General features: G+C 27.5%; 24 protein-coding genes. 21 read left to right on the top strand and 3 right to left on the bottom strand.

Annotation, left to right across the window (positions count from 1 at the left end):
* The first annotated feature begins 31 nt into the window (after nucleotides 1-31).
* The 5 genes from RYM86_RS14655 to RYM86_RS14635 all read left to right on the top strand — a co-directional run bounded on the left by RYM86_RS14655 (nucleotide 32) and on the right by RYM86_RS14635 (nucleotide 6,184).
* Nucleotides 32-373, top strand: coding sequence for a hypothetical protein (locus RYM86_RS14655; RefSeq protein WP_315081406.1), 342 nt, complete (start codon nucleotides 32-34; stop codon nucleotides 371-373).
* Nucleotides 374-425: 52 nt separating this feature from the next.
* Complete coding sequence (locus tag RYM86_RS14650) at nucleotides 426-1,541, top strand: alpha/beta hydrolase (protein WP_315081405.1); 1,116 nt, start codon at nucleotides 426-428, stop codon at nucleotides 1,539-1,541.
* Between the two features lie 296 nt (nucleotides 1,542-1,837).
* On the top strand, nucleotides 1,838-3,796 hold the full coding sequence (locus RYM86_RS14645) for a TetM/TetW/TetO/TetS family tetracycline resistance ribosomal protection protein (RefSeq protein WP_315081404.1): 1,959 nt from the start codon (nucleotides 1,838-1,840) through the stop codon (nucleotides 3,794-3,796).
* Between the two features lie 311 nt (nucleotides 3,797-4,107).
* Nucleotides 4,108-4,341: a TIGR04540 family protein gene (locus RYM86_RS14640; protein ID WP_315081403.1), complete on the top strand. Its 234-nt coding sequence runs from the start codon at nucleotides 4,108-4,110 to the stop codon at nucleotides 4,339-4,341.
* A gap of 463 nt (nucleotides 4,342-4,804) precedes the next feature.
* Nucleotides 4,805-6,184, top strand: coding sequence for a cation:dicarboxylate symporter family transporter (locus RYM86_RS14635; protein ID WP_315081402.1), 1,380 nt, complete (start codon nucleotides 4,805-4,807; stop codon nucleotides 6,182-6,184).
* A gap of 122 nt (nucleotides 6,185-6,306) precedes the next feature.
* Here the strand turns inward: RYM86_RS14635 and RYM86_RS14630 are convergent, their stop codons facing one another.
* On the bottom strand, nucleotides 6,307-6,624 hold the full coding sequence (locus RYM86_RS14630) for a hypothetical protein (protein ID WP_315081401.1): 318 nt from the start codon (nucleotides 6,622-6,624) through the stop codon (nucleotides 6,307-6,309).
* 337 nt (nucleotides 6,625-6,961) lie between these two features.
* Between RYM86_RS14630 and RYM86_RS14625 the strand changes: the two genes are divergently transcribed.
* The 13 genes from RYM86_RS14625 (at nucleotide 6,962) to RYM86_RS14565 (ending at nucleotide 17,354) form a co-directional block, all read left to right on the top strand.
* A complete protein-coding gene (locus RYM86_RS14625; protein WP_315081400.1) occupies nucleotides 6,962-7,267 on the top strand; it encodes a hypothetical protein in 306 nt (101 codons plus the stop codon).
* A 428-nt stretch (nucleotides 7,268-7,695) separates the two neighbouring features.
* Nucleotides 7,696-8,859: a 1-propanol dehydrogenase PduQ gene (locus tag RYM86_RS14620; protein WP_315081399.1), complete on the top strand. Its 1,164-nt coding sequence runs from the start codon at nucleotides 7,696-7,698 to the stop codon at nucleotides 8,857-8,859.
* A gap of 355 nt (nucleotides 8,860-9,214) precedes the next feature.
* Complete coding sequence (gene pduB, locus RYM86_RS14615; protein WP_315081398.1) at nucleotides 9,215-10,033, top strand: propanediol utilization microcompartment protein PduB; 819 nt, start codon at nucleotides 9,215-9,217, stop codon at nucleotides 10,031-10,033.
* A 63-nt stretch (nucleotides 10,034-10,096) separates the two neighbouring features.
* Complete coding sequence (locus tag RYM86_RS14610; RefSeq protein ID WP_315081397.1) at nucleotides 10,097-10,603, top strand: BMC domain-containing protein; 507 nt, start codon at nucleotides 10,097-10,099, stop codon at nucleotides 10,601-10,603.
* 12 nt (nucleotides 10,604-10,615) lie between these two features.
* Nucleotides 10,616-10,897: a propanediol utilization microcompartment protein PduA gene (gene pduA / locus RYM86_RS14605; protein ID WP_252236171.1), complete on the top strand. Its 282-nt coding sequence runs from the start codon at nucleotides 10,616-10,618 to the stop codon at nucleotides 10,895-10,897.
* A 100-nt stretch (nucleotides 10,898-10,997) separates the two neighbouring features.
* The gene (gene pduA, locus RYM86_RS14600) at nucleotides 10,998-11,279 is read left to right on the top strand and encodes a BMC domain-containing protein (RefSeq protein ID WP_222629467.1); all 282 of its coding nucleotides are present in this window, start codon (nucleotides 10,998-11,000) and stop codon (nucleotides 11,277-11,279) included.
* Nucleotides 11,280-11,304: 25 nt separating this feature from the next.
* Nucleotides 11,305-11,961: a phosphate propanoyltransferase gene (locus RYM86_RS14595; protein ID WP_315081396.1), complete on the top strand. Its 657-nt coding sequence runs from the start codon at nucleotides 11,305-11,307 to the stop codon at nucleotides 11,959-11,961.
* Nucleotides 11,962-11,963: 2 nt separating this feature from the next.
* Nucleotides 11,964-12,785, top strand: coding sequence for an ethanolamine utilization protein EutJ (eutJ, locus tag RYM86_RS14590; protein WP_315081395.1), 822 nt, complete (start codon nucleotides 11,964-11,966; stop codon nucleotides 12,783-12,785).
* A gap of 10 nt (nucleotides 12,786-12,795) precedes the next feature.
* The gene (locus tag RYM86_RS14585; RefSeq protein ID WP_315081394.1) at nucleotides 12,796-13,644 is read left to right on the top strand and encodes a flavoprotein; all 849 of its coding nucleotides are present in this window, start codon (nucleotides 12,796-12,798) and stop codon (nucleotides 13,642-13,644) included.
* A gap of 9 nt (nucleotides 13,645-13,653) precedes the next feature.
* The gene (locus RYM86_RS14580; RefSeq protein WP_315081393.1) at nucleotides 13,654-13,926 is read left to right on the top strand and encodes a EutN/CcmL family microcompartment protein; all 273 of its coding nucleotides are present in this window, start codon (nucleotides 13,654-13,656) and stop codon (nucleotides 13,924-13,926) included.
* An 18-nt stretch (nucleotides 13,927-13,944) separates the two neighbouring features.
* Nucleotides 13,945-15,438 carry an aldehyde dehydrogenase EutE gene (locus RYM86_RS14575; protein WP_315081391.1) on the top strand — a complete coding sequence of 498 codons (1,494 nt, stop codon included), beginning with the start codon at nucleotides 13,945-13,947 and terminating at the stop codon, nucleotides 15,436-15,438.
* 17 nt (nucleotides 15,439-15,455) lie between these two features.
* A complete protein-coding gene (locus RYM86_RS14570; protein WP_315081390.1) occupies nucleotides 15,456-16,781 on the top strand; it encodes a 4Fe-4S dicluster domain-containing protein in 1,326 nt (441 codons plus the stop codon).
* Nucleotides 16,782-16,805: 24 nt separating this feature from the next.
* Entirely contained in the window at nucleotides 16,806-17,354 is a 549-nt protein-coding gene (locus RYM86_RS14565) for a BMC domain-containing protein (RefSeq protein WP_252212320.1), read from the top strand.
* 238 nt (nucleotides 17,355-17,592) lie between these two features.
* On the opposite strand, the gene RYM86_RS14560 is transcribed toward RYM86_RS14565, so the two are convergent.
* Complete coding sequence (locus RYM86_RS14560) at nucleotides 17,593-18,792, bottom strand: DHHA1 domain-containing protein (protein ID WP_315081389.1); 1,200 nt, start codon at nucleotides 18,790-18,792, stop codon at nucleotides 17,593-17,595.
* 139 nt (nucleotides 18,793-18,931) lie between these two features.
* On the opposite strand from RYM86_RS14560, the gene RYM86_RS14555 reads away from it, so the two are divergent.
* Nucleotides 18,932-19,456 (top strand): putative ABC transporter permease, encoded by a 525-nt coding sequence (locus RYM86_RS14555; RefSeq protein WP_315081388.1) that lies wholly within the window; start codon nucleotides 18,932-18,934, stop codon nucleotides 19,454-19,456.
* Nucleotides 19,457-19,668: 212 nt separating this feature from the next.
* Here the strand turns inward: RYM86_RS14555 and RYM86_RS14550 are convergent, their stop codons facing one another.
* Entirely contained in the window at nucleotides 19,669-19,824 is a 156-nt protein-coding gene (locus tag RYM86_RS14550; protein WP_252212317.1) for a hypothetical protein, read from the bottom strand.
* Between the two features lie 62 nt (nucleotides 19,825-19,886).
* Between RYM86_RS14550 and RYM86_RS14545 the strand changes: the two genes are divergently transcribed.
* Both RYM86_RS14545 and RYM86_RS14540 read left to right on the top strand, forming a co-directional pair.
* Complete coding sequence (locus RYM86_RS14545; RefSeq protein WP_315081387.1) at nucleotides 19,887-20,279, top strand: hypothetical protein; 393 nt, start codon at nucleotides 19,887-19,889, stop codon at nucleotides 20,277-20,279.
* A gap of 93 nt (nucleotides 20,280-20,372) precedes the next feature.
* Nucleotides 20,373-20,645, top strand: coding sequence for a hypothetical protein (locus RYM86_RS14540; protein WP_315081385.1), 273 nt, complete (start codon nucleotides 20,373-20,375; stop codon nucleotides 20,643-20,645).
* Nucleotides 20,646-20,762: the final 117 nt, after the last annotated feature.

Below are 20,762 nucleotides of genomic sequence, written 5' to 3'. Positions count from 1 at the left end.
ACAATATATATAAGAAGGAGATTTGAAAATAATGAAAGAACTTTTTAAAATAAAAGATTTAACGTTTTATAAGGAAGACTTTTTAGATGATATAAGTGAATTTGAAGACATATTACCCATAATAAGAGAGCTTAGTGATAACCTTAGTTATGAAAAAATAAAAGTAGCTGGTTCAAATGAATGTTGTGAAAAAACTAAAGAAAATTATTTCATTGAAATACATGGATATATAAACAAAGATGATGACTTTATAACAAAAAAAGAGTTAGATCAAATGCCAATAGCTTTTGATAGAACAGAATTGGATTTATTTGTTATTAGAATTTATAAATGTACTAAGTGTAATAAATGGCTTATAGATATATTAGAGTAGATAGGCTTATCTATAATGTCATATATTACAAATGAGGAGGTGAATAAATAATATGAATTTGTTAAAGTATAAAAGTAACATAAATTATAAGGTATTATTATTTTTATTAATATTTTCTTTAAACATAATATTTGGAGTTACTCTAAATCAAATTGCTTATGCTGATGAAAATGAAAAGATAGCAATTAACAATTTAATTGTTGAAGAAGATGATTATGAAGAATCTATGAAAAAATTAGTAGAGCCCTATCTTGCAAATAAAAGAGTAGAGGGGTACTTTAAAGTAAATGATGATATTAACCTTTATTATCAAAAATATGAAGTAGAAAATTCTAAAGGTACAATTGTAATAAGTCATGGATTTACAGAAACGCTAGAAAAGTATAAAGAAATGGTTTATTATTTTTTAAATAGAGGATATTCTGTTTATGGAATTGAACATAGAGGGCATGGACGTTCTGGTTCATTAGGCGTAATAGATGAAAGTCAAATTCACATAGAAGATTTCAACTTATATATTTCAGATTTTAAAGAGTTCATAGATAATATTGTTAAATCTGAAATTGGTGATCAAAAATTATTTTTATTTGCACATTCTATGGGTGGTGCTATTGGAACTAAATTTTTAGAAGAGTATCCAGGATATTTTGATGCAGCTATTTTAAGTGCACCAATGCTTGAAGTTAATACTGGCAGTGTCCCTAGTTTTTTAGCCAAATCTATATCTTGGATATGTACAAACATATCTTTAGGATATAAGTATGCACCTACACAAAAACCATATAGTAATGAATATAATTTAGAAGATTCTTGTACAAGCTCTGAAGCAAGATACAAGTATTACTATGATATACAATCTAGCAACAAAGAGTTTCAAAGAGGTGGATCTTCTTTTAGTTGGTTAAAATCATCCTTAGATATAACAAAAGAAATTACTAAAAAAGAAAATGTTTCAAAAGTAGAAATACCAGTATTGTTATTTCAAGCTGAAAAAGATACTTATGTAAAACCAAAAGGACAAAATGAATTTTCTCAATATGCACCTAATTGTAAACTTGTATTAATGGCAGGATCTAAACATGAGGTATATAGGGAAAAAGATGGAATATTGAAAGCATATTTAAATCAAGTATTTGATTTTTATAATGATAATTTATCACATAGTTAATAATTGTGCTTGAAAAATATAGCTTAGTTAGATATCTTAGATTTTAAAAGACTTGCCTTAATGTATATAAATGCATTAGGACAAGTCTTTATTTATTGTATAAGTGAATTTTAGGATTAGTTATATATAGCTGTTGAATTTTTCGGATTTATTATCTATGAGTTTACTATAAGTAATATAAATACTAGTGATTAGTTACAAGCTACTATTCATAAAATAGAAATGAGAAAAGCTAAAAGCAATATATGATATAATTTTAATATGTAAACAGGAGCATTTTAAAAGGAGATTTAAATATGAAGAAAACAATAGGTATATTAGCTCACGTAGATGCAGGAAAAACAACTTTTGCTGAGCAGATACTTTATCATACAAAAAGTATAAGAACATTAGGAAGAGTAGATCATAAAAATTCATTTTTAGATAAACATGATATAGAAAAACAAAGAGGGATTACTGTATTTTCCGATCAAGCTTTGTTTAAATACAATGATAATGAATATTATATTATAGATACTCCAGGACATGTAGATTTTTCAACAGAAATGGAAAGAGCAATAGAAATAATGGACTATGCAATACTTATAATAAGTGGAGTAGATGGAATTCAGGCTCACACTGAAACTGTATGGGAGCTTTTAAGAAAAAATGACATACCAACTTTCTTTTTTATAAATAAAATTGACAGAGAAATTGCAAATATAAAAAATGTATTAAATGATATTAAGACTAAATTAACCAATAATTTATATTTAATTGATAAATCTTTAAATGGCAATGAAATGGATACCGAATTAATAGAATTTATTGCAGAAAGAGATGAAAAACTTTTAGAAATATACTTAGATAGTGGATATGAGAAGGATTTATGGCTAAACTCTATGAAAAAACAAATTAGTGAAGGAATGATTTTTCCTTGTTTAAGTGGCTCAGCATTGCTAGATGTTAATATAGATAACTTTATAGAAAAGTTAGATTTATTAACTTATACAAATTATGAAGAGGGCGATGAAAAATTTAAGGGTAAGGTATACAAAATACGTTATGATGAAAAAGGAAGTAAAGTAACTTATATAAAAGCTTTAAGTGGAAGTCTGAAAATAAAAGATAACTTACTTTATACAGAAAATGAAACAGAATTTAATGAAAAAATAAATCAAATAAGAATATATAATGGTGATAAATTTACATTAGAAGATACTATATATGCTGGAGATGTATTTGGTGTTACTGGATTAACTAAGTTTAAAATAGGTCATAGTATTGGAGAAGCAAATTTAAAGACTAAGTATAATATAGTACCTACATTAAAATCGAAAGTTATATTTAATGAGTCTGTTAATACTAAAGAAATGCTTTCATATTTTAAAATTTTAGAAGAAGAAGATCCAGGGTTAAATGTATTATGGGATGAGAACTTACAAGAAATAAACATACATATTATGGGAAAAATACAATTAGAAGTTTTAAAGGAAGTAGTTAAAGAAAGATTTAAACTTGATATTGAATTTGGAGATTGTGAAGTTTTATATAAAGAGACAATAGGAAACAAAGTTAATGGATATGGACATTTTGAACCTTTAAGACATTATGCTGAAGTATATTTACAACTAGAACCTGGAGAAAGAAATAGTGGAATAATATTTGAAAGTAAATGTCATGTTGATAATTTAAATATAGGTTATCAAAGATTAATTCAATCTCATATTTTTGAAAAAGAACATAAAGGAATTTTAACTGGTTCTAAAATATGTGATGTAAAAATAACATTGATTAATGGAAAATCTCATTTGAAACATACTAGCGGTGGTGATTTTAGAGAAGCAACATATAGAGCAATCAGACAAGGATTAGAGCAAGGAAATAACATTTTATTAGAACCTTATTATAAATTAAAAGTAACAGTGAAAAATGAGTATGTTGGAAGAGTATTATCAGATATTCAAAGACTATCAGGAAGTTTTAATGAACAAGAAACTTTAGAGAATAAAACAATAATTTTTGGAAGGGGTCCTGTAGCAACTTTTATGAATTATAGTATGGAATTAATATCTTTTACTAAAGGAAAAGGTATCATTGCTTTAAGTTTTGATGGATATGATGAATGTCATAATAGTGATGAGGTTATAGAAAAAATAAAATATAAAAAAGAAAGTGATAGAGAATATACTTCAAGTTCAGTATTTTGTTCTAAAGGTCAGGGATATATGGTAAAGTGGGATGAAGTTGAAGAACATATCCATTGCTTGCAGTAATTTGTAGCTATACATTTGTCATTCTATGAATTTTTAGAGTAATTTGTCATTTAATTATAAGAAAAATATTATAAATCACTAATTTTATTGAAATTATATTGCATTATCCATACTGGAATCATAATAAATCCCAATATGCTAAGAATTAAATATATCATACTATTATCAGATGCCTTTATTTCAGCATTTTCTTAAATTAATTCAAATAAAAGAGTTAAGTTAAGATTTTTAGTATTTTTAAGTATATGAAACTTTAGTAATTTATTATATAATAAAAATACAATACATAATAAATTATTGGAGGAACTATTATGAGAAGTGTTTATAAGAATCCATCAGAACTAGCAACATGTTTAAAAGATTTTGTTGATACATACTTAGAGGGATTACTAACTTATGAGAAAATGGAAAGCAAAATATCTAAGATATTGGTAGCAAATAATGTGTATAGGAATGGATTTGTATCTGTTAAGTTATCAAATGTCCTTGGAGAAGAGAGAATGGAAATTATCCATAAGATATATAAAGATATGCAAACAATTTAAAAAATTAATTTAAAGCGGTACTAATTAAGTTAGTATCGCTTGTTTTATATAGAAAATTATTTGTATTCGAATATTTCAATCTATTAAATAATTTTATCCGCTTCATAATGGTTATACATTGCTAGATAGAAATCTCTAACTTTCAATTATCACTAAGCTCCAGCTAAAGCTAAGAACATTATATATACTATAATATTAACACGCCTTTAAAATGGCGTTTAATCTTTAAATTGGGATAAATTATAAATGTTTAGAATTAATGTGAATTATAATTGCTTTAAATAATTGTAAATTTAAAGCAAAAATTTCCGAATCAATATATTGAAATATATTGTGATAATTATAAAAGTGAAGCATAGAAAACATACTTATGTATAAACTATATTGACATAAGTATGTTTTCTAGGTATTATATAAATCATACTAAACTTATAGGAATAATACACAAAGGATGGGGAAGAAAATGAACAGTACATTTTTAACAGATTTTTTAATGATAACTAATTTTAAAACTATATTATTTATAGGAGTTTTAATAGGAATATTTTATTTAATGAATATTCTTGAAAGAAAAAAAGTGAAGTTTTCTAAACGTATGATTTTATCAACCGTTTTAGGGTTATTACTTGGAGGAATAATACAAGTGGTAGCAGGTTTTCCAGAAACAACGGATAAAATAACCTGGATAAATGAAGTTACAAAGTGGTATGGATTATTTGGATATGGATTTATGGATTTATTAAAGATGCTAGTTATTCCATTAGTATTTCTTTCAATAATAAGAGTAATTATTAATATGAAAGAAGGAGAAAATTTAGGAAAACTTACATTTAGATCATTACTTGTTTTGCTTAGTACAACTACAATTGCTGCTATAGTAGGAATTGTTATAGGAAATTTATTTAAATTAGGAGTGGGTTTTGAAATTATTCAAAATAACTCAGAAATGAAAGAAATAAATTCTGTAGTTGATACTTTAAGAGGATTACTTCCATCAAATCCAGTTAAAGCTATGGCAGATGCAAATGTTGTTGGGGTTGTTATTTTTGCAGGCTTTATTGGAGTGGCAATGAATAGACTTAAGAAGAAATATTCTGATGTAATAAAACCAGCTAAAGATTTAGTAGAAGCAGGATATAAGATTACTACAAGCGTAGCTATGACCGTAATTAAATTTATGCCTTATGCTGTAATAGCATTGCTTGCAAATACAATTGCAGCAAGAGGAATACCAGCACTTATGAGTGTATTAGATTTCATAATAGCTTTATATGTTAGTATAGCTATAATGTTTGTAATACATTTAGTGATAATATCTCTTAATGGTTTAAATCCTATTAAATATTTAAAAAATACAATGGAACCTTTAATACTAGCTTTTACTTCAAGATCTAGCTTAGGGACATTACCTGTGACAATAGAAACATTAACAGAAAAAGTTGGAGTAGATGAAGGAATAGCAAGCTTTGTTGGGAGTTTAGGATCTAATGCAGGAATGAATGGGTGCGCAGCTATATATCCAGCATTAATGGCAGTTACAATTGCTAATATGTCAGGAACACCTATGGATTTTAGCTTTTATGGAATGCTACTTGTAATAATAGTAGTAAGCTCACTTGGAATCGCAGGACTTCCGGGTACTGCTACCATGGCAGTATCTGTAGTAATATCAGGTATGGGAATGGGAAATTATTTCTCATTAGCAGGCGGCATTCTTGCAATAGATCCAATTCTTGATATGGGACGTACAATGCTTAATGTAAATGGAACAATGGTAACAACAGTTACAGTTGCAAATAGTTTTGATAAAATAGATAAAGAAAAAAATATTAATAGTAAGTAAAAAAGAACCCCTTAGAATATAGTATAGTGTATATTCTAAGGGGAATTATAAGCAATAAATGTAATAGTTATTATTTATTGCTTATTTTTTTAATCGAATATATGTGATACATTTAATATATATTAGTCGTTAAAATTAATAGATATTTCACCATTTCCAATTACAGAAATAATAGAACCAGCGTTGATTTTATTTAAATTAGCAGTTTCATTTTTAAAATCAAAACGTCTTATTAACTCTAAATTATTTTTTTCATCAAATATTAATAAATATGTAGTATTATTAGGCGTCGTAAGCTTAGCTGTTGCAGTATTTCCAGCAGTGCTATCAACTCTATAAACACCTTCTTTATATAAATTTGATGTTAAAGGAATAGCAAAAGCATTTGTTTTAAATATTATTAAACAAGTTAATAATGTAAATAAAAATTTTTTCAACATTAAACACCTCAATCTATTATCATAGTTATATTTTGCATAAATTTCTGTTAAGTATGCAAGGAAAATAAAGGCTTTTAATTAAAAGAATAGTGTGGGAATATAAAATCTATATTAAAAATGTAAAAATAATTATTTATTTAATTCTAATCTTATGAATAATTAATAAATACATTTATCAAAAAATGAAAGTATTATCTTAAATGTTGAAATTTTTTATGCAATAATTTATAATGAAAATCTAATTAATAAATAAAATGAATTATAATATATCAGATAAATTAGAAATTTCATAGTTAAAACTTAAGATATATTATCTTAACTAGAAAGAGGTGTAAAAATGGCGAAAAAAAATAGTAGAAACAATGATTTATTAAAAGAAACAAAAAATACAACAACTCCTAAAGTTTATTCTTTATTGGTTAGCTTAGTTAATGAGGATAAAGAAGATTTAGCAGAAGATGTTTTAAAAATAGATTATTTATTAACATATACTAATAATTGTATTAAAGATAAAGATTTTAAAGAGGCAAAATATACATTGGAAATAATAGATAGAAGAATGGAAAATCTTAAAAATCAAAATGTAGATATAGATAATTTAAGCAATCTTTACGATAAATTAAATTCTCAAATAAAGAAATAGAAAGAGCTTAAGGAATTACAATTTTATTAAGCATTATATTAAAATATGGATTAATCAAAAAAGCAAAGAATATATAAATTTCTTTGTTTTTTGTTTTTTTAATATAATACATAATGTAAGTTATAAATTATATTAACGATACGAAAACAAGTTAAAATATTAACATAGTTTAAAGGAAAAACTTTCAAAAAAACTATTGTACAAATTTTCAGAATTTTGTTATAATTAATTAAGGATAGAAAAAAGCACCATAATACGTATATTTATAAGAGAAATATATATATAAACTACGTAATTGAAAAATATTTTTAGATTTTATAAAAAATACTTGAAATTTATGTTTAATATGGTAAAATCAAATTAATTAGGAATGTTATTAAATTAACAGGCTATATATTCTCCAAAAATAAAATGGGGGTATAAAGTAGATGAAAAGTTTTAAGGTTCCAGCACAAATATTGTATGAAGATAATGCAGTACAATATTTAAGAGACTTAAAGTCAAAAGGAATATTTATAGTTACTGATAAAGTTATGTCAAAGCTGGGTGTAATCGATCCAGTAACAAGTATATTAAAAGAAAATAGAATAAACTATGAAATATTTACAGAAGTAGAACCAGAACCAACAATGGAAGTTGTTACACATGGATTTAAAAAATTCTTAGATTATGGGGCTGATACTATAATTGCTATAGGTGGAGGATCTGTAATTGATGCTTCAAAGGCTATGATCTATTTTTTAGATGTACTAAAGCAAAAGTTACCTTCTTCAAATAAAGAAAAACCATATTTTATAGCAATCCCTACTACAAGTGGAACTGGCTCTGAAGTAACATCTTATGCAGTTATAACTGATGCATCAACACATACTAAAATACCACTTAAAAGTGATGTTATGTATGCAGATGTAGCATTATTAGATTGGAATTTTACAAAAAGTGTTCCGCCTACAGTAACTGCTGATACCGCATTAGATGTATTAACTCATGCACTTGAAGCATATGTATCAACAGGGGCATCAGAGTATACTGATGCATTAGCAAAAGAAGCTATTTCTACAATATTTAAATATGCAGAAAAAGTATTTAAAAATGGAGTAGATCAAGAAGCAAGAATGAAAATTCATAATGCATCTTGTATGGCTGGAATAGCATTCGAAAATGCTGGGCTTGGAATAAATCATAGTTTAGCTCATGCATTAGGTGCAACTTTTGGAATAACCCATGGTAGAGCTAATGCGGTTCTTTTACCATATGTTGTAGAATACAATTCATCATTATTTGATGAAAATGATTGTTATGATTTTAAGGCTGCTAAAAGATATACAGAGATAGCTAGGTTATTAGGATTACCACATACTGACTTTAAAGAAGGTGTAGTAATGTTTGGGAAAGCTTTAAAAGCTTTATTACAATCTGTAAATATACCAATAAGAATAAAAGATTTTGGAATTGATGAAAGTTCATTTAATTTAGCTATAGAATCTATGTGTGGTAGAGCAATGCAGGATATTTGTACTGGAGGAAATCCAAGAAATGCTGATGAAAAAGGTTTAAGAGATATTTTAATTAAAGCTTATAATGGAAATTAAAAAGGTATAATTTTTTTTGAAAATACTTGTTAAATAATTAACAGAAAAAAGTAATTACAATGCCATGTTAATTATCACAGAGTATTAATTCATAAAATCTGTATGCTATAGTTGATTATTGTGATAAAAAGTATAAGTAAATATACGATTATAATAAAATGGGTATTTTTCAAAAAAAATTTATATAGAAAATTTTAAAATTATTTGTAATTTTTTTAACAAAGTTTTGAATGTTTAATGTAAATATTAAATTATACCAATAAAGAGAATTTAATTAGCTGTTAATTTACAGTAATTCCTAGTTTAATAAAATGTATAAAACTTAAAATACTAAATTCATAGGAGGAGATTGATTGTGCAGGAGCAATTAATGAGAAATATTATATCTGAAGTTTTGAAAAATGTAGAAATTACAATTGATACGAATCAAAATAAAGAAGAATTAAAAAATATCCAAAATTTTCAGAATAGTAAGATTAGTCTTGAAAATGATATTCCTGAGTTTGTTGGAAGTGCAATTGGAGATACAGTAGGTCTTGTTATAGCAAATGTAAATGAATTACTACTTAATAAGATGAATGTTTCTAAAAAATATAGATCTATTGGAATAATAGGAGCACGTACTGGTGCAAGTGCACAGATAATTTCTGCCGATGAGGCTGTAAAAGGAACTAATTCAGAAATTATAAAAGTTGAACTTGCAAGAGATACAAAAGGTAATGCGGGTCATGGAGTATTAATAATTTTTGGAGCAGCTGATGTATCAGATGTAAGACAAGCTGTAGAAATCACTTTAAATGATTTAAATAGAACATTTGGTAATCTATACATTAATGAATGTGGACATTTAGAAATTCAATATACTTCAAGAGCTAGTTATGCTTGCAATAAGACTTTTAATGCACCAATAGGATCGGCATTTGGAGTTATAGTAGGAGCACCAGCAGCAATAGGACTTTTAATGGCAGATAGTGCTTTAAAAGCATCAAATGTTGATATAATAGATCACTGGTCACCAGCCTATAAAACTAGCTATAGCAATGAATGTGTGACAACAATTTATGGTGATTCAGAAGCAGTTAAGCAAGCTTTAATTACAGCGAGAGAATTAGGTACAAATATTTTATCTAAAATAGGAAGTACACCTACCTCACAAAGTACTCCTTATATTTAGTTTTAGAATTTATTATTTTAAATTTATATATAGCTTATTTTAAAATAAAAATTATTTAAGGGGGTGGTTAAACTGGAGAGCTTTGCTTTAGGACTTATCGAAACAATTGGCCTTGTAGCCGGAATTGAAGCCGCTGATACAGCTGTAAAATCATCTAATGTAGAAGTCATAGGATATGAAAATTCAAAAGGTGGAACAGTTGTAGTTAAAATAAAGGGTGATGTTGGTGCTGTAAAAGCTGCAATTCAATCTGCATCTACTTCAGCTGCTTTGGTGAATAAAGTATTGGCTACATCTATTATACCTAGACCTAATTCTGAATTAAAAAATATTATATTTTCTAAGAACAAAGCTACTACATCCTTAGAAAGTAAAAAAAAAGCTGATAAAGTAGAAAATGAGCATAAATCTAATGAAGAAGTAAAGATACTAGATGATAAAAAAGAAAAAGATATTAAGGCAGTTGAAGAAAAAAATATAACATGTAATTTATGTATGGACACAGTGTGTTCAAGAAAAAAAGGAGAACCTAGGACTTCTTGCATACATTTTAATGAAATAAAGAAATAAGAGGAGGATATTATTATGCATGATGCATTAGGAATGGTAGAAACAAAGGGATTAATAGGAGCTATAGAAGCAGCAGATGCTATGGTTAAAAGTGCTAATGTAACATTAGTAGGATATGAAAAAATAGGATCAGGACTAGTAACTGTAATGGTAAGAGGAGATGTAGGAGCAGTTAAAGCGGCAACAGATGCAGGAGCAGCAGCAGCACAAAAAGTAGGAGAAGTGGTATCAATACATGTAATTCCAAGACCACATATGGACACTGAAAAATTAATACCAAAAGTTGAAAATTAATAAATAAGACTAAGTAAATAATATTATTAAGGAATTTGTTTTAAAAAATATATTCTGAATATTTGGAATATTATTAATGATTGATTTTAAGGAGGATATTATTATGAAAGATGCATTAGGAATGGTAGAAACAAAGGGATTAATAGGAGCTATAGAAGCAGCAGATGCTATGGTTAAAAGTGCTAATGTAACATTAGTAGGATATGAAAAAATAGGATCAGGACTAGTAACTGTAATGGTAAGAGGAGATGTAGGAGCAGTTAAAGCAGCGACAGATGCAGGAGCAGCAGCAGCACAAAAAGTAGGAGAAGTGGTATCAATACACGTAATTCCAAGGCCACATATAGATACTGAAAAAATATTACCGCAGTCTAATCTTTAATATAAGAAAGGAGTAAAAATTTCATATGGTTCAAGTAGATATAGAAAAAATAATATTAACTGTTACAAAAGCAGTTATAGAAGAATTGAATAAGTATAATGAAAGTTTAATACCCGTAGGAATATCTAATAAGCATATTCATCTTGGATTAAGGGAGCTTGAAGGCTTATTTGGAGAAAACTATAAACCTAATATAAAAAAAGAGTTGAGACAGCCAGGACAATATGCATATGATGAAACAGTTGAAGCTAGAGGTCCGAAAGGATATTTTGAAAGAATAAGAGTACTTGGACCATTGAGAGAATCTACTCAATTAGAAGTTTCAATATCAGATGAGATGAAATTAGGTATAAATGCTCCCATAAGACAATCAGGGAAACTTAGTGGTACTCCAGGAATATTACTTAAGGGACCTAAAGGGGAAATAAAAATAGATCAGGGTGTAATAATTGCTGCAAGGCATATTCATTTATCTACAGATTTTGCAAAAAAATATGGATATAGAGATGGAGAGTTAGTAGATGTAACTAGTTATGGTCCAAGAAAAGTAACTTTCCACAATGTAATTATTAGGATTTCAGATGATTTTGTACCAGAAATGCATATTGATACAGATGAAGCTAATGCTTCAGGACTAAAAAATGGTGATAAGATAAGAATTACTAAAGTTGAAGGAGTTTAGCTATGGGGTTATATGATGCAAATAAAGGGTTGGATATTTTTTATAATTTAATAAAAGAAGAAAAGTGCAATGAAGTTAGTAATAACTTAAAAGTTGGAGTAGACCTAGGTACAGCCAATATAGTTCTTTCAGTAGTTGACGAAAACAATAATCCAGTAGCTGGAGCATCATATCCAGCATCTGTTGTTAAAGATGGACTAGTTGTAGATTTTATTGGTGCTATAGAAATAGTTAGAAAGTTAAAAGCTAAAGTAGAGAAGGTTTTAGGTGCAACTATAAGTTATGGATCAACAGCAATCCCACCTGGAACTTTAGAGGGAAATGTAAAAGCAATTGGAAATGTACTAGAAGCAGCTGATATCGAATTAGTCAGTATTATTGATGAACCAACTGCAGCAGCAGCAATACTTGGAATAAAAGATGGAGCAGTTGTTGATGTTGGTGGTGGTACAACTGGAGTAAGTATTTTAAAAGATGGTAAAGTACTATATACAGCAGATGAACCAACTGGTGGTACTCATATGAGCTTGGTGTTATCAGGAAATTACAATATATCTTTTGAGGAAGCAGAAAAATTAAAAAAAGATCCTAAAAAAGAAAAAGATAATTTTATCCTTATCAAACCGGTTATAGAAAAGATGGCTTACATTGTAAAAAAACACTTACAAGGCTATGATGTAAATAAAATTTATGTTGTTGGTGGAGCTTGTAGTTTCAGTGAATTTACATCTGTTTTTGAAAAGATTATTGGTATAGAAACTATAAAACCAAACCACCCATTGCTAGTTACACCTCTAGGTATTGCTGTTAGTTGCATTAAGTGAGGTGATTAATTTGAACTTTGATGAGATTGTCCAAGTTGTTTTAAAAGAAGTGATGTTTCAATTAGAAAATAAATCGTTTAGAACTAAAAAAGCTGTAGTGTTTTTTACAGGAAGTACAGTGGGATTAAAAGAGAGCATCACGGAATTGAAAAAATTAAAAACTCAGGGTATAAAATTAAAAGCAGTTTTATCAAAACATGCATCACAAATAATAGATAGAAATATTATAAATGAAATTTTTAATATTGAAGATATTTATATAGATGGTAATTTAGAAGATAGTAACCATATATATGATGAAGAATTTGATTTATTAATAGGTGCAACTTTAAGTATAAATTCCTTATCCAAAGTAGCAAATGGAATAAGCGATACCATGCCAACCGCACTTATATCAAAGTGTATTTTAAATGGCACAAAAGTAATAATGTCTAAAGACAGTGTTGATTTTAGAGAATCAAGTACAAGAAAAAATCCATACAAAAATATTCCTGTTCCCTATATGAATATGATTAAAGGATATTTAGATAAATTAGAATCTTATGGAATAAAATTGGTTAATTCGGAAAATCTAGTTGATTCTGTAGTAAAAAAAGATTTTAGTGAAGAGATTTTACCCAAAGTTAAATCTAAAATAGATGACGGTAATATAAATGAAATGGTATTAAGTGATTTAAAAAATGAATTTAATGAAAATGACAGAGCTTTAGAATTCAAAATAAATAAAAAAGTAATTTCAAGTGAAGAAATCTCTAATAATAGTGGGAATAAAAAAATTGTAATTCCAAGTAACTCCATAATTACAGCTCTTGCAAAAGATTTAGCAGAAGAGCTTGGGATACAAATTATAAAAAGGTAGGGTAAAAATATGTATTTAGCAAAAGTGGTTGGAGTAGTGGTTGCAACAACCAAAAGTGAAGGACTAGTAGGAAAGAAAATGCTTATGGTACAACCATTAACTCCAGAATATAATCCAGCAGGAAATATTGAAATAGCTATAGATTCTGTTGGGGCAGGTAATGGTGAGCTTGTATTAGTAGCAACTGGTTATGCAGCACATCAACAATTTAATGCTAAGGATGCACCTATAGATAGAGCTATTGTTGCTATAGTAGATAGCGTTGAAGTAAGTAAAGAATGAAATTAGGGGGAAAATAGAATGAATGATTTAAATATGATAGATATAGAAAGTATAGTTAAGAATATAGTTAAAGAGCTTACAGGAAATGAAAAGGGACAAGCAGTTACAAGCGCTGCGACTGTGCCAAAAGAAGTAAATCCATTAGCAGATATTGAAAAGAAAATAATGGGATTTGTGAATACTCCTACAACGACAGTTGGTGAATATGGTGTATTTGAAGATATAAATGATGCTATAGAACAAGCATGGTTAGCAGAGCAAGAATATAGAAAAGTTGGATTAGATAAAAGAACTGAAATAATTAAAGCATTTAAAGCAGAAGTTAGAAAAAATGTAGAAGAAATATCTCGTAGAACTTTTGAAGAGACTGGAATGGGAAGATATGAAGATAAAATACTTAAAAACAATCTTGCTTTAGATAAAACTCCAGGAGTAGAAGACCTTGAAGCAGGTGTTAAAACTGGAGATGGTGGATTAACTCTTTATGAAATGTCACCATTTGGAGTTATAGGAGCAATTGCACCATCAACTAATCCAACTGAAACAATAATAAACAACGGAATATCAATGCTTGCAGGAGGTAATACAGTTGTATTTTCACCTCATCCAGGAGCAAAGGATGTTTCAGTATTTATAATACAACTTATTAATAAAGCAATAGAAAGAGTAAATGGACCTAAGAATCTTATAGTTACTGTTAGAAATCCAAATATTGAAAGTACTAATATAATGTTAGCTCATCCAAAAGTTAATATGATTTGTGCAACAGGTGGTCCAGGAATTGTTAAAGTAGCACTCTCAAGTGGTAAAAAAGCAATAGGAGCTGGAGCTGGAAATCCACCAGTAGTTGTTGATGAAACTGCTGATATTGAAAAAGCTGCAGTTGATATTATAGATGGTTGTAGTTTTGATAATAATTTACCATGTATCTGTGAAAAAGAAGTAATAGTAGTAGATAGAGTTGCGGATTACTTAAAGACTTGTATGTCAAAATATTGTGCTTTAGAAATAACTGATAAAAATATACTTGCACAATTAGAAAAACTTGTTTTAACAGAAGATGGAACTATAAACAAAAAATTTGTTGGAAAAAATGCTGATTATATAATGAGTAAGTTAGGAATTAATATAGATCCAAGCATAAGAGTCATATTTGCTGAAGTTGGAGCAAATCATCCGTTTGCAGTTGAAGAACTTATGATGCCAATTTTACCAGTTATAAGAGTTAGGAATGTAGATGAAGCTATAGATCTTGGTGTTGAGCTTGAACATGGAAATAGGCATACTGCTATAATGCACTCAAAACATATAGATAATTTAAGTAAATTTGCTAAAGCAGTACAAACAACTATATTTGTTAAAAATGCTCCATCATATGCTGGAATTGGATATGGTGCAGAAGGACATGGAACATTTACTATTGCAGGCCCAACTGGAGAAGGTTTAACATCTGCAAGAACATTTACAAGAAAAAGAAGATGTGTAATGGTAGATAATTTCTCTATTAAATAGAATTGGAGATGAGATTAGTGGAAAAAAACTTTTTAGATTTAATAAAAGATGGTGGATTAATTGGTGCTGGTGGTGCTGGTTTTCCAACTCATGTAAAATTAAATGCAAAAGTTGAATATGTTATTGTAAATGGTGCTGAATGTGAACCACTTCTTAAAGTAGATCAACAATTGATGGCAGAAGAAGCTTCAAAACTTTTATATGCCTTAAATAAAATAGTAGAGCAAACTGAAGCAACTAAAGGTGTTATTGCTTTAAAGGGTAAATATAAGTCAGCAATGAAAAATTTAAATGAAAAATTAGGAGAATATCCAAAACTGGAATTATTCGAACTTGGAAACTTTTATCCTGCAGGAGACGAACAAGTTACTGTTTATGAAGTAACTAAAAGAGTTGTTCCAGAAGGTGGCATTCCTTTAAATGTTGGGGTTATAGTTATTAACGTTGAAACATTATTAAATGTATATAATGCTTTAGAAGGGAAACCAGTTACTGAAAAATATTTAACTATTACAGGTGAAGTTAAAAATCCTATTACTGTTAAAGTTCCTATTGGAATATCAATAAGGCAAGCTCTTGAATTAGCTGGTGGAACATTGATTGATGAGTTTGAAATTATTGATGGTGGTCCTATGATGGGAAAATTAATAGAAGATATTGATAGACCGATAAAGAAAAATACTAAAGGCTTAATAGTTATACCTAGGAGTCATAATATAGTGGTTTCAAAGAAAAGAAACATACAATCTATGTTAAAACAAGCAAGAGCGGCATGTTGCCATTGTTCAATGTGTACTGAGGTATGTCCAAGACATTTATTAGGACATAAGTTAGAACCAGATAAGATGATGAGAATTGCAAGTTATGGTGGAACTTGCAGTAAAGAAATTTTACCAACAGCTTCTTTTTTATGCAGTGAATGTGGACTTTGTGAACAAGTTTGTGTTATGGGACTTCAACCTTGGAAGCTAAATAGTTTCTTTAAAGGTGAATTGGCTAAAAATGGTATTAAAAATCCTAATCATAATGCTCCAGAAAAAGCAGATGATTTTAGAGAATATAGAAAGTTTCCAGTTCATAAGCTTAAGCAACGATTAAATATAGAAAAATATGATGCTGAAGCACCACTTCAAAATGAGGAATATGATTTTTCGGAAGTTGTAATCTTAAGATCACAACATATAGGAGTTAAAGCAGAACCAGTAGTTAATATCGGTGATAGAGTTCAAAAAGGTGATCTTATAGGAGATATACCTAATGATAAATTAGGTGCAAAGATTCATGCAAGTATAGATGGAATTATAAAAGAAATAAATGATGATAGCATTGTTATAAGTAGATAGGATAACTAGAAAGGAGAGAATGAAATGAGAAGATCTATTGGATTACTAGAATTTAAAAGTATTGCAAAAGGAATTCAAGCAGCAGATGAAATGGTTAAATCCGCTAATGTAGAAATTATCTTAGCAACTCCAATGTGTCCAGGTAAATATATAGTAATATTAGCAGGAGATGTAGGGGATGTTACAAATGCTGTAGGCGTCGGTAAAGAAGTTGGACTTAGCTATCTTATAAGCGAGTATACAATAGCTAGTGTACATGAAAAGGTATTTCCAGCCATAACAGCAACTTGTGATTTTGACAATATTTCATCTATTGGTGTTATTGAAACAATGTCAGCTGTTGCTTCTGTAATTGCAGGTGATACAGCACTAAAGGCAGCTAATGTAGAACTATTAGAAATAAGAATAGCAAGAGGCCTTGGCGGAAAAGGATACGTTATCCTTACAGGAGAAGTATCTGCTGTTAAAGCAGCAATAGAAGCAGCAGAAGCTAAGCTTGAAGAGGGCGGAGATATTATAGGAACTGTAGTATTACCTTCACCAAGCAAAGAATTAGTCCAAACATTATTATAGTAATATATTTAAAATTTGTAATATATTAAAATAAAAAAATCAACCTTCAGAGTACTAGAGATTTCGGTTGATTTTTTATTCTTTATGAAATTATATTAACGTAAAATCTGAGGATAACTTTTATTCTGAATTTTGTTAAACAATTTTATTCACCCACTTTGAACTAATGAATCCTGAAGTAGTAACACATTCTTAATAAGTTTAACTTAAAATAAATTTATTAAGCATTCCGTAAATTTTATAATATGTTTTTAAGTTTATTAAAGGCATATTCTAAGGTGTTTTCTAAATTCAGTATATTTTTACCAGCACCTTGTGCAAGGGTTTGATTTCCACCACCACGTCCATCTATAAGGACTATTGCATCTTTTAATAATTCACCCATATTAACATTTTTTATATTTTTAGAACATGAAAATATAAGGTTTATTTTATCATCATTTACTAATGCCATTAGAGCAATTCTATTATTTTCCTCTGTTATTTGTGAAACAATTGTATTAACAAATTTTAAGGTTTTATTATTGTATACATATTTAACAATGTTTATATTATTAATTTGAGCTGAGTTTTCTATAATTTCTTTAATTTCATATTTTGAAAGTTCAATGCTCATATTTTTATTTTCATTCAGTACGTTTTTTAGCTGTAAATTTAAATTTTCTATTCCATTTAAAGCTTCTTTTTCATTACAATTTAAGTATTTACACATAGAATGTGCAAATAAATCTTTTTCTAAAGAATCACTTACAGCCTTTGATCCAGTTATAAACTCAATTCTAGATCCTTTTTTATGTTTTTCATATTTTTTTATTTTTATAAGTCTCAAATCTAATGTTGATTTCGGGTGAATACCACAACAAGCATTAAGATCTAAATCATCAATTTTAACAATACGTATTTGTTCATTAGTATCTGGAAGATCTCTTCTAAGTTTCATATTCTTAAGTTCTCTTTTAGTTGGAGTTAGAAATTCCACATCTAACGACTCTTCAATAATATCATTAGCATATTTTTCACAGGAACGTACCTGTTCTTCTGTAAGTATAGAATTAAAGTCAATAGTACTAAATTCATTTCCATGATGAACTGCAATTGTATTTATATTAAAAAGATTAAAGAAACATGCAGATAGTATATGTTGAGCTAAATGATGATTCATTCCATCTGATCTTCTTAACCAATCTATTGAACACTTAACATTATGTATTCTTGAAGGCTTTTTACCTATTACATGATAAATTAAATTATCTTTTTCATAGACATTTAACACTTCAATTTCATCGATTTTCCCTAAATCATGTTTTTGTCCTCCTCCCCTTGGGAAAAATGCGGTTTTATTTAAAACTATATGAAACTCATTACCTACTTCTTTGACTTCATCTATTTCAGCAGTGAATTTTTTCAAATATTGATTTTCGTAGTAAAGTTTTTGCATAATATATTTCTCCTTGTATTAAATGATATTTTATATAACTATAAGAACATTATAACAAGTAATTGCAAAAAATCATTTAATTAATAAATAAATATATTAAGTTATGCAAATATTAACATTAAGGAAGGTGATAAACTCAATGAATTTAATTAATTATACATTATTCAATTTTATTATTTATTCCTTTATAGGGTGGATTATTGAAGAAGTATATTGCTTTTGTATAACTGGAAAATTTAAAGAAGATGGTTTTTTAATAGGTCCTTTTAAACCTATGTATGGAATAACTGTAAGCATTCTTATAATATTAAAGAATTATTTTTCTGATTACACCATATTAATGTTAATGTTTTGCTTTTTTATACCATCTATAATAGAATACATAAGTGGATACTTATTAAAGGAAATATTTAATAAAGTTTATTGGGACTACTCTAATTTAAAGTATAATTTTAAGGGATTAGTTAGCTTAAAATTCTCTATAGCTTGGACTTTAATGACATTTTTAGGATTAAAATATATAGAACCAATTTTTCTTAATATGTTTATAAGAAATGAAGTGATATTTATAAAATTAACTGTATTTATACTTATTTATTTATTAGTAGATTTTTATATAACAGTGCATAATCTATTAAAAATAAATCACATGAGTAACATATAAATTTTAGTATAGTTTTATAGAGAATTGTAAGATGATGAGAGACATATAGGAATTTACGATTAATTCTTTTTATGATTTTAAAGATAAAGTACGAAAGCACATAAATATTAAAATAATCTTTACATAAAAACCAAGAGCTTTAAAACTATTAAGGCATTAATGTAAATTCCTATAAGTTATATGTCTATTAAAATTCTATTAGAAGAAAATTATTAAAATCCTCTTTTTTTAGCTTCAATACCACTTTCATTTAAAGCTGGTTCTTCTATGGTAGTATTAAAGCTACTTTTGGCATATTGATTTTGAGATTTAGTTCCATTTCTTAGAAAGTTATCCTTATTAAATGTTTTCTTATTATCATTTTTCAAAACAAACACCTCCTTACTATGTTATTACAGTTATAGTATTAACAAAATTATAGAAAATTAAAGTGGTAATTATTAAAATAGCAAATTATTTTGAAGTTGCTTTAGCTATAGTAGTTATGCTATTAGTGTTATTAGCTACTATTGATGCTGTAAAACATATTGTGGAAATTTTTATAATTAATAGTAAGAGAATAGTAGAGTATGAAGAGATTAATGATTTACTTGCACAAATATTTTTATTAATAATAGGAATAGAGCTTGTAATAATGCTTTCATTACATACTCCAGATACTATTATGGAAGTTTTACTTTATGCAATAGCCAGAAAACTTTTATTAATTCCTAAAGATGGTGCAATGACTGAATTATTATTGGGGATTATTGCAATCTCAGGATTATTTATGGTAAGAAAATATTTTATAAACAAAAATATATCTGGTGAAGTAAAAGATTAATATATAAGAAAGTATTCACTAGATATAATGTACAAAATATAATATATTAAAAAATATTTTATTATAATTTGTGAGCAATTAATAGGAGGTAATTTGAACGAAGATAATTTTCATGGAAAAGACCTAATTATAAAAAAGTTATATGAAGTTTTAGGACATGCTAGAATTTTAGAAAAAATAAATATCCCTAATAATTCCAATGATGAATTGTCTAAAAAAATAACGATTTTTAAAATAGCTTTAAATGATGCTAGCAAAATAATATTACAGTATTATATATATTATTGTATAAATGAAATAATAAAAGAATATGATGAAGATGATCTTTTAAAGTTTAATAATTTAATAGATAAAGTTTTAAAGTAATTTTGAGTATTACTTTTTAATATAGTGTGAATGCATAGTGTGTTATTTTTACATACTATGCATTTTATTGTGTGCCCAGCATGGGCACGTACTAATCGGTGAAAGTCCGTAATGGGG

It is taken from the genome of uncultured Clostridium sp., from assembly GCF_963527835.1.
Taxonomy (GTDB): domain Bacteria; phylum Bacillota; class Clostridia; order Clostridiales; family Clostridiaceae; genus Clostridium.
The sequence above is the reverse complement of the archived record's forward strand: the minus strand, read 5'-3'. Positions and strand labels throughout refer to the sequence as shown.

What these genes read in the sequence shown, in the direction of transcription:
- RYM86_RS14635 (WP_315081402.1), top strand. Translation starts at nt 4,805, where the DNA reads ATGAACAGTACATTTTTAACAGATTTTTTAATGATAACTAATTTTAAA.
- RYM86_RS14650 (WP_315081405.1), top strand. Translation starts at nt 426, where the DNA reads ATGAATTTGTTAAAGTATAAAAGTAACATAAATTATAAGGTATTATTA.
- RYM86_RS14655 (WP_315081406.1), top strand. Translation starts at nt 32, where the DNA reads ATGAAAGAACTTTTTAAAATAAAAGATTTAACGTTTTATAAGGAAGAC.
- RYM86_RS14575 (WP_315081391.1), top strand. Translation starts at nt 13,945, where the DNA reads ATGAATGATTTAAATATGATAGATATAGAAAGTATAGTTAAGAATATA.
- eutJ (WP_315081395.1), top strand. Translation starts at nt 11,964, where the DNA reads ATGGGGTTATATGATGCAAATAAAGGGTTGGATATTTTTTATAATTTA.
- RYM86_RS14640 (WP_315081403.1), top strand. Translation starts at nt 4,108, where the DNA reads ATGAGAAGTGTTTATAAGAATCCATCAGAACTAGCAACATGTTTAAAA.
- RYM86_RS14580 (WP_315081393.1), top strand. Translation starts at nt 13,654, where the DNA reads ATGTATTTAGCAAAAGTGGTTGGAGTAGTGGTTGCAACAACCAAAAGT.
- RYM86_RS14620 (WP_315081399.1), top strand. Translation starts at nt 7,696, where the DNA reads ATGAAAAGTTTTAAGGTTCCAGCACAAATATTGTATGAAGATAATGCA.
- RYM86_RS14565 (WP_252212320.1), top strand. Translation starts at nt 16,806, where the DNA reads ATGAGAAGATCTATTGGATTACTAGAATTTAAAAGTATTGCAAAAGGA.
- RYM86_RS14630 (WP_315081401.1), bottom strand. Translation starts at nt 6,624, where the DNA reads ATGTTGAAAAAATTTTTATTTACATTATTAACTTGTTTAATAATATTT.
- RYM86_RS14645 (WP_315081404.1), top strand. Translation starts at nt 1,838, where the DNA reads ATGAAGAAAACAATAGGTATATTAGCTCACGTAGATGCAGGAAAAACA.
- RYM86_RS14595 (WP_315081396.1), top strand. Translation starts at nt 11,305, where the DNA reads ATGGTTCAAGTAGATATAGAAAAAATAATATTAACTGTTACAAAAGCA.
- RYM86_RS14560 (WP_315081389.1), bottom strand. Translation starts at nt 18,792, where the DNA reads ATGCAAAAACTTTACTACGAAAATCAATATTTGAAAAAATTCACTGCT.
- RYM86_RS14555 (WP_315081388.1), top strand. Translation starts at nt 18,932, where the DNA reads ATGAATTTAATTAATTATACATTATTCAATTTTATTATTTATTCCTTT.
- RYM86_RS14625 (WP_315081400.1), top strand. Translation starts at nt 6,962, where the DNA reads ATGGCGAAAAAAAATAGTAGAAACAATGATTTATTAAAAGAAACAAAA.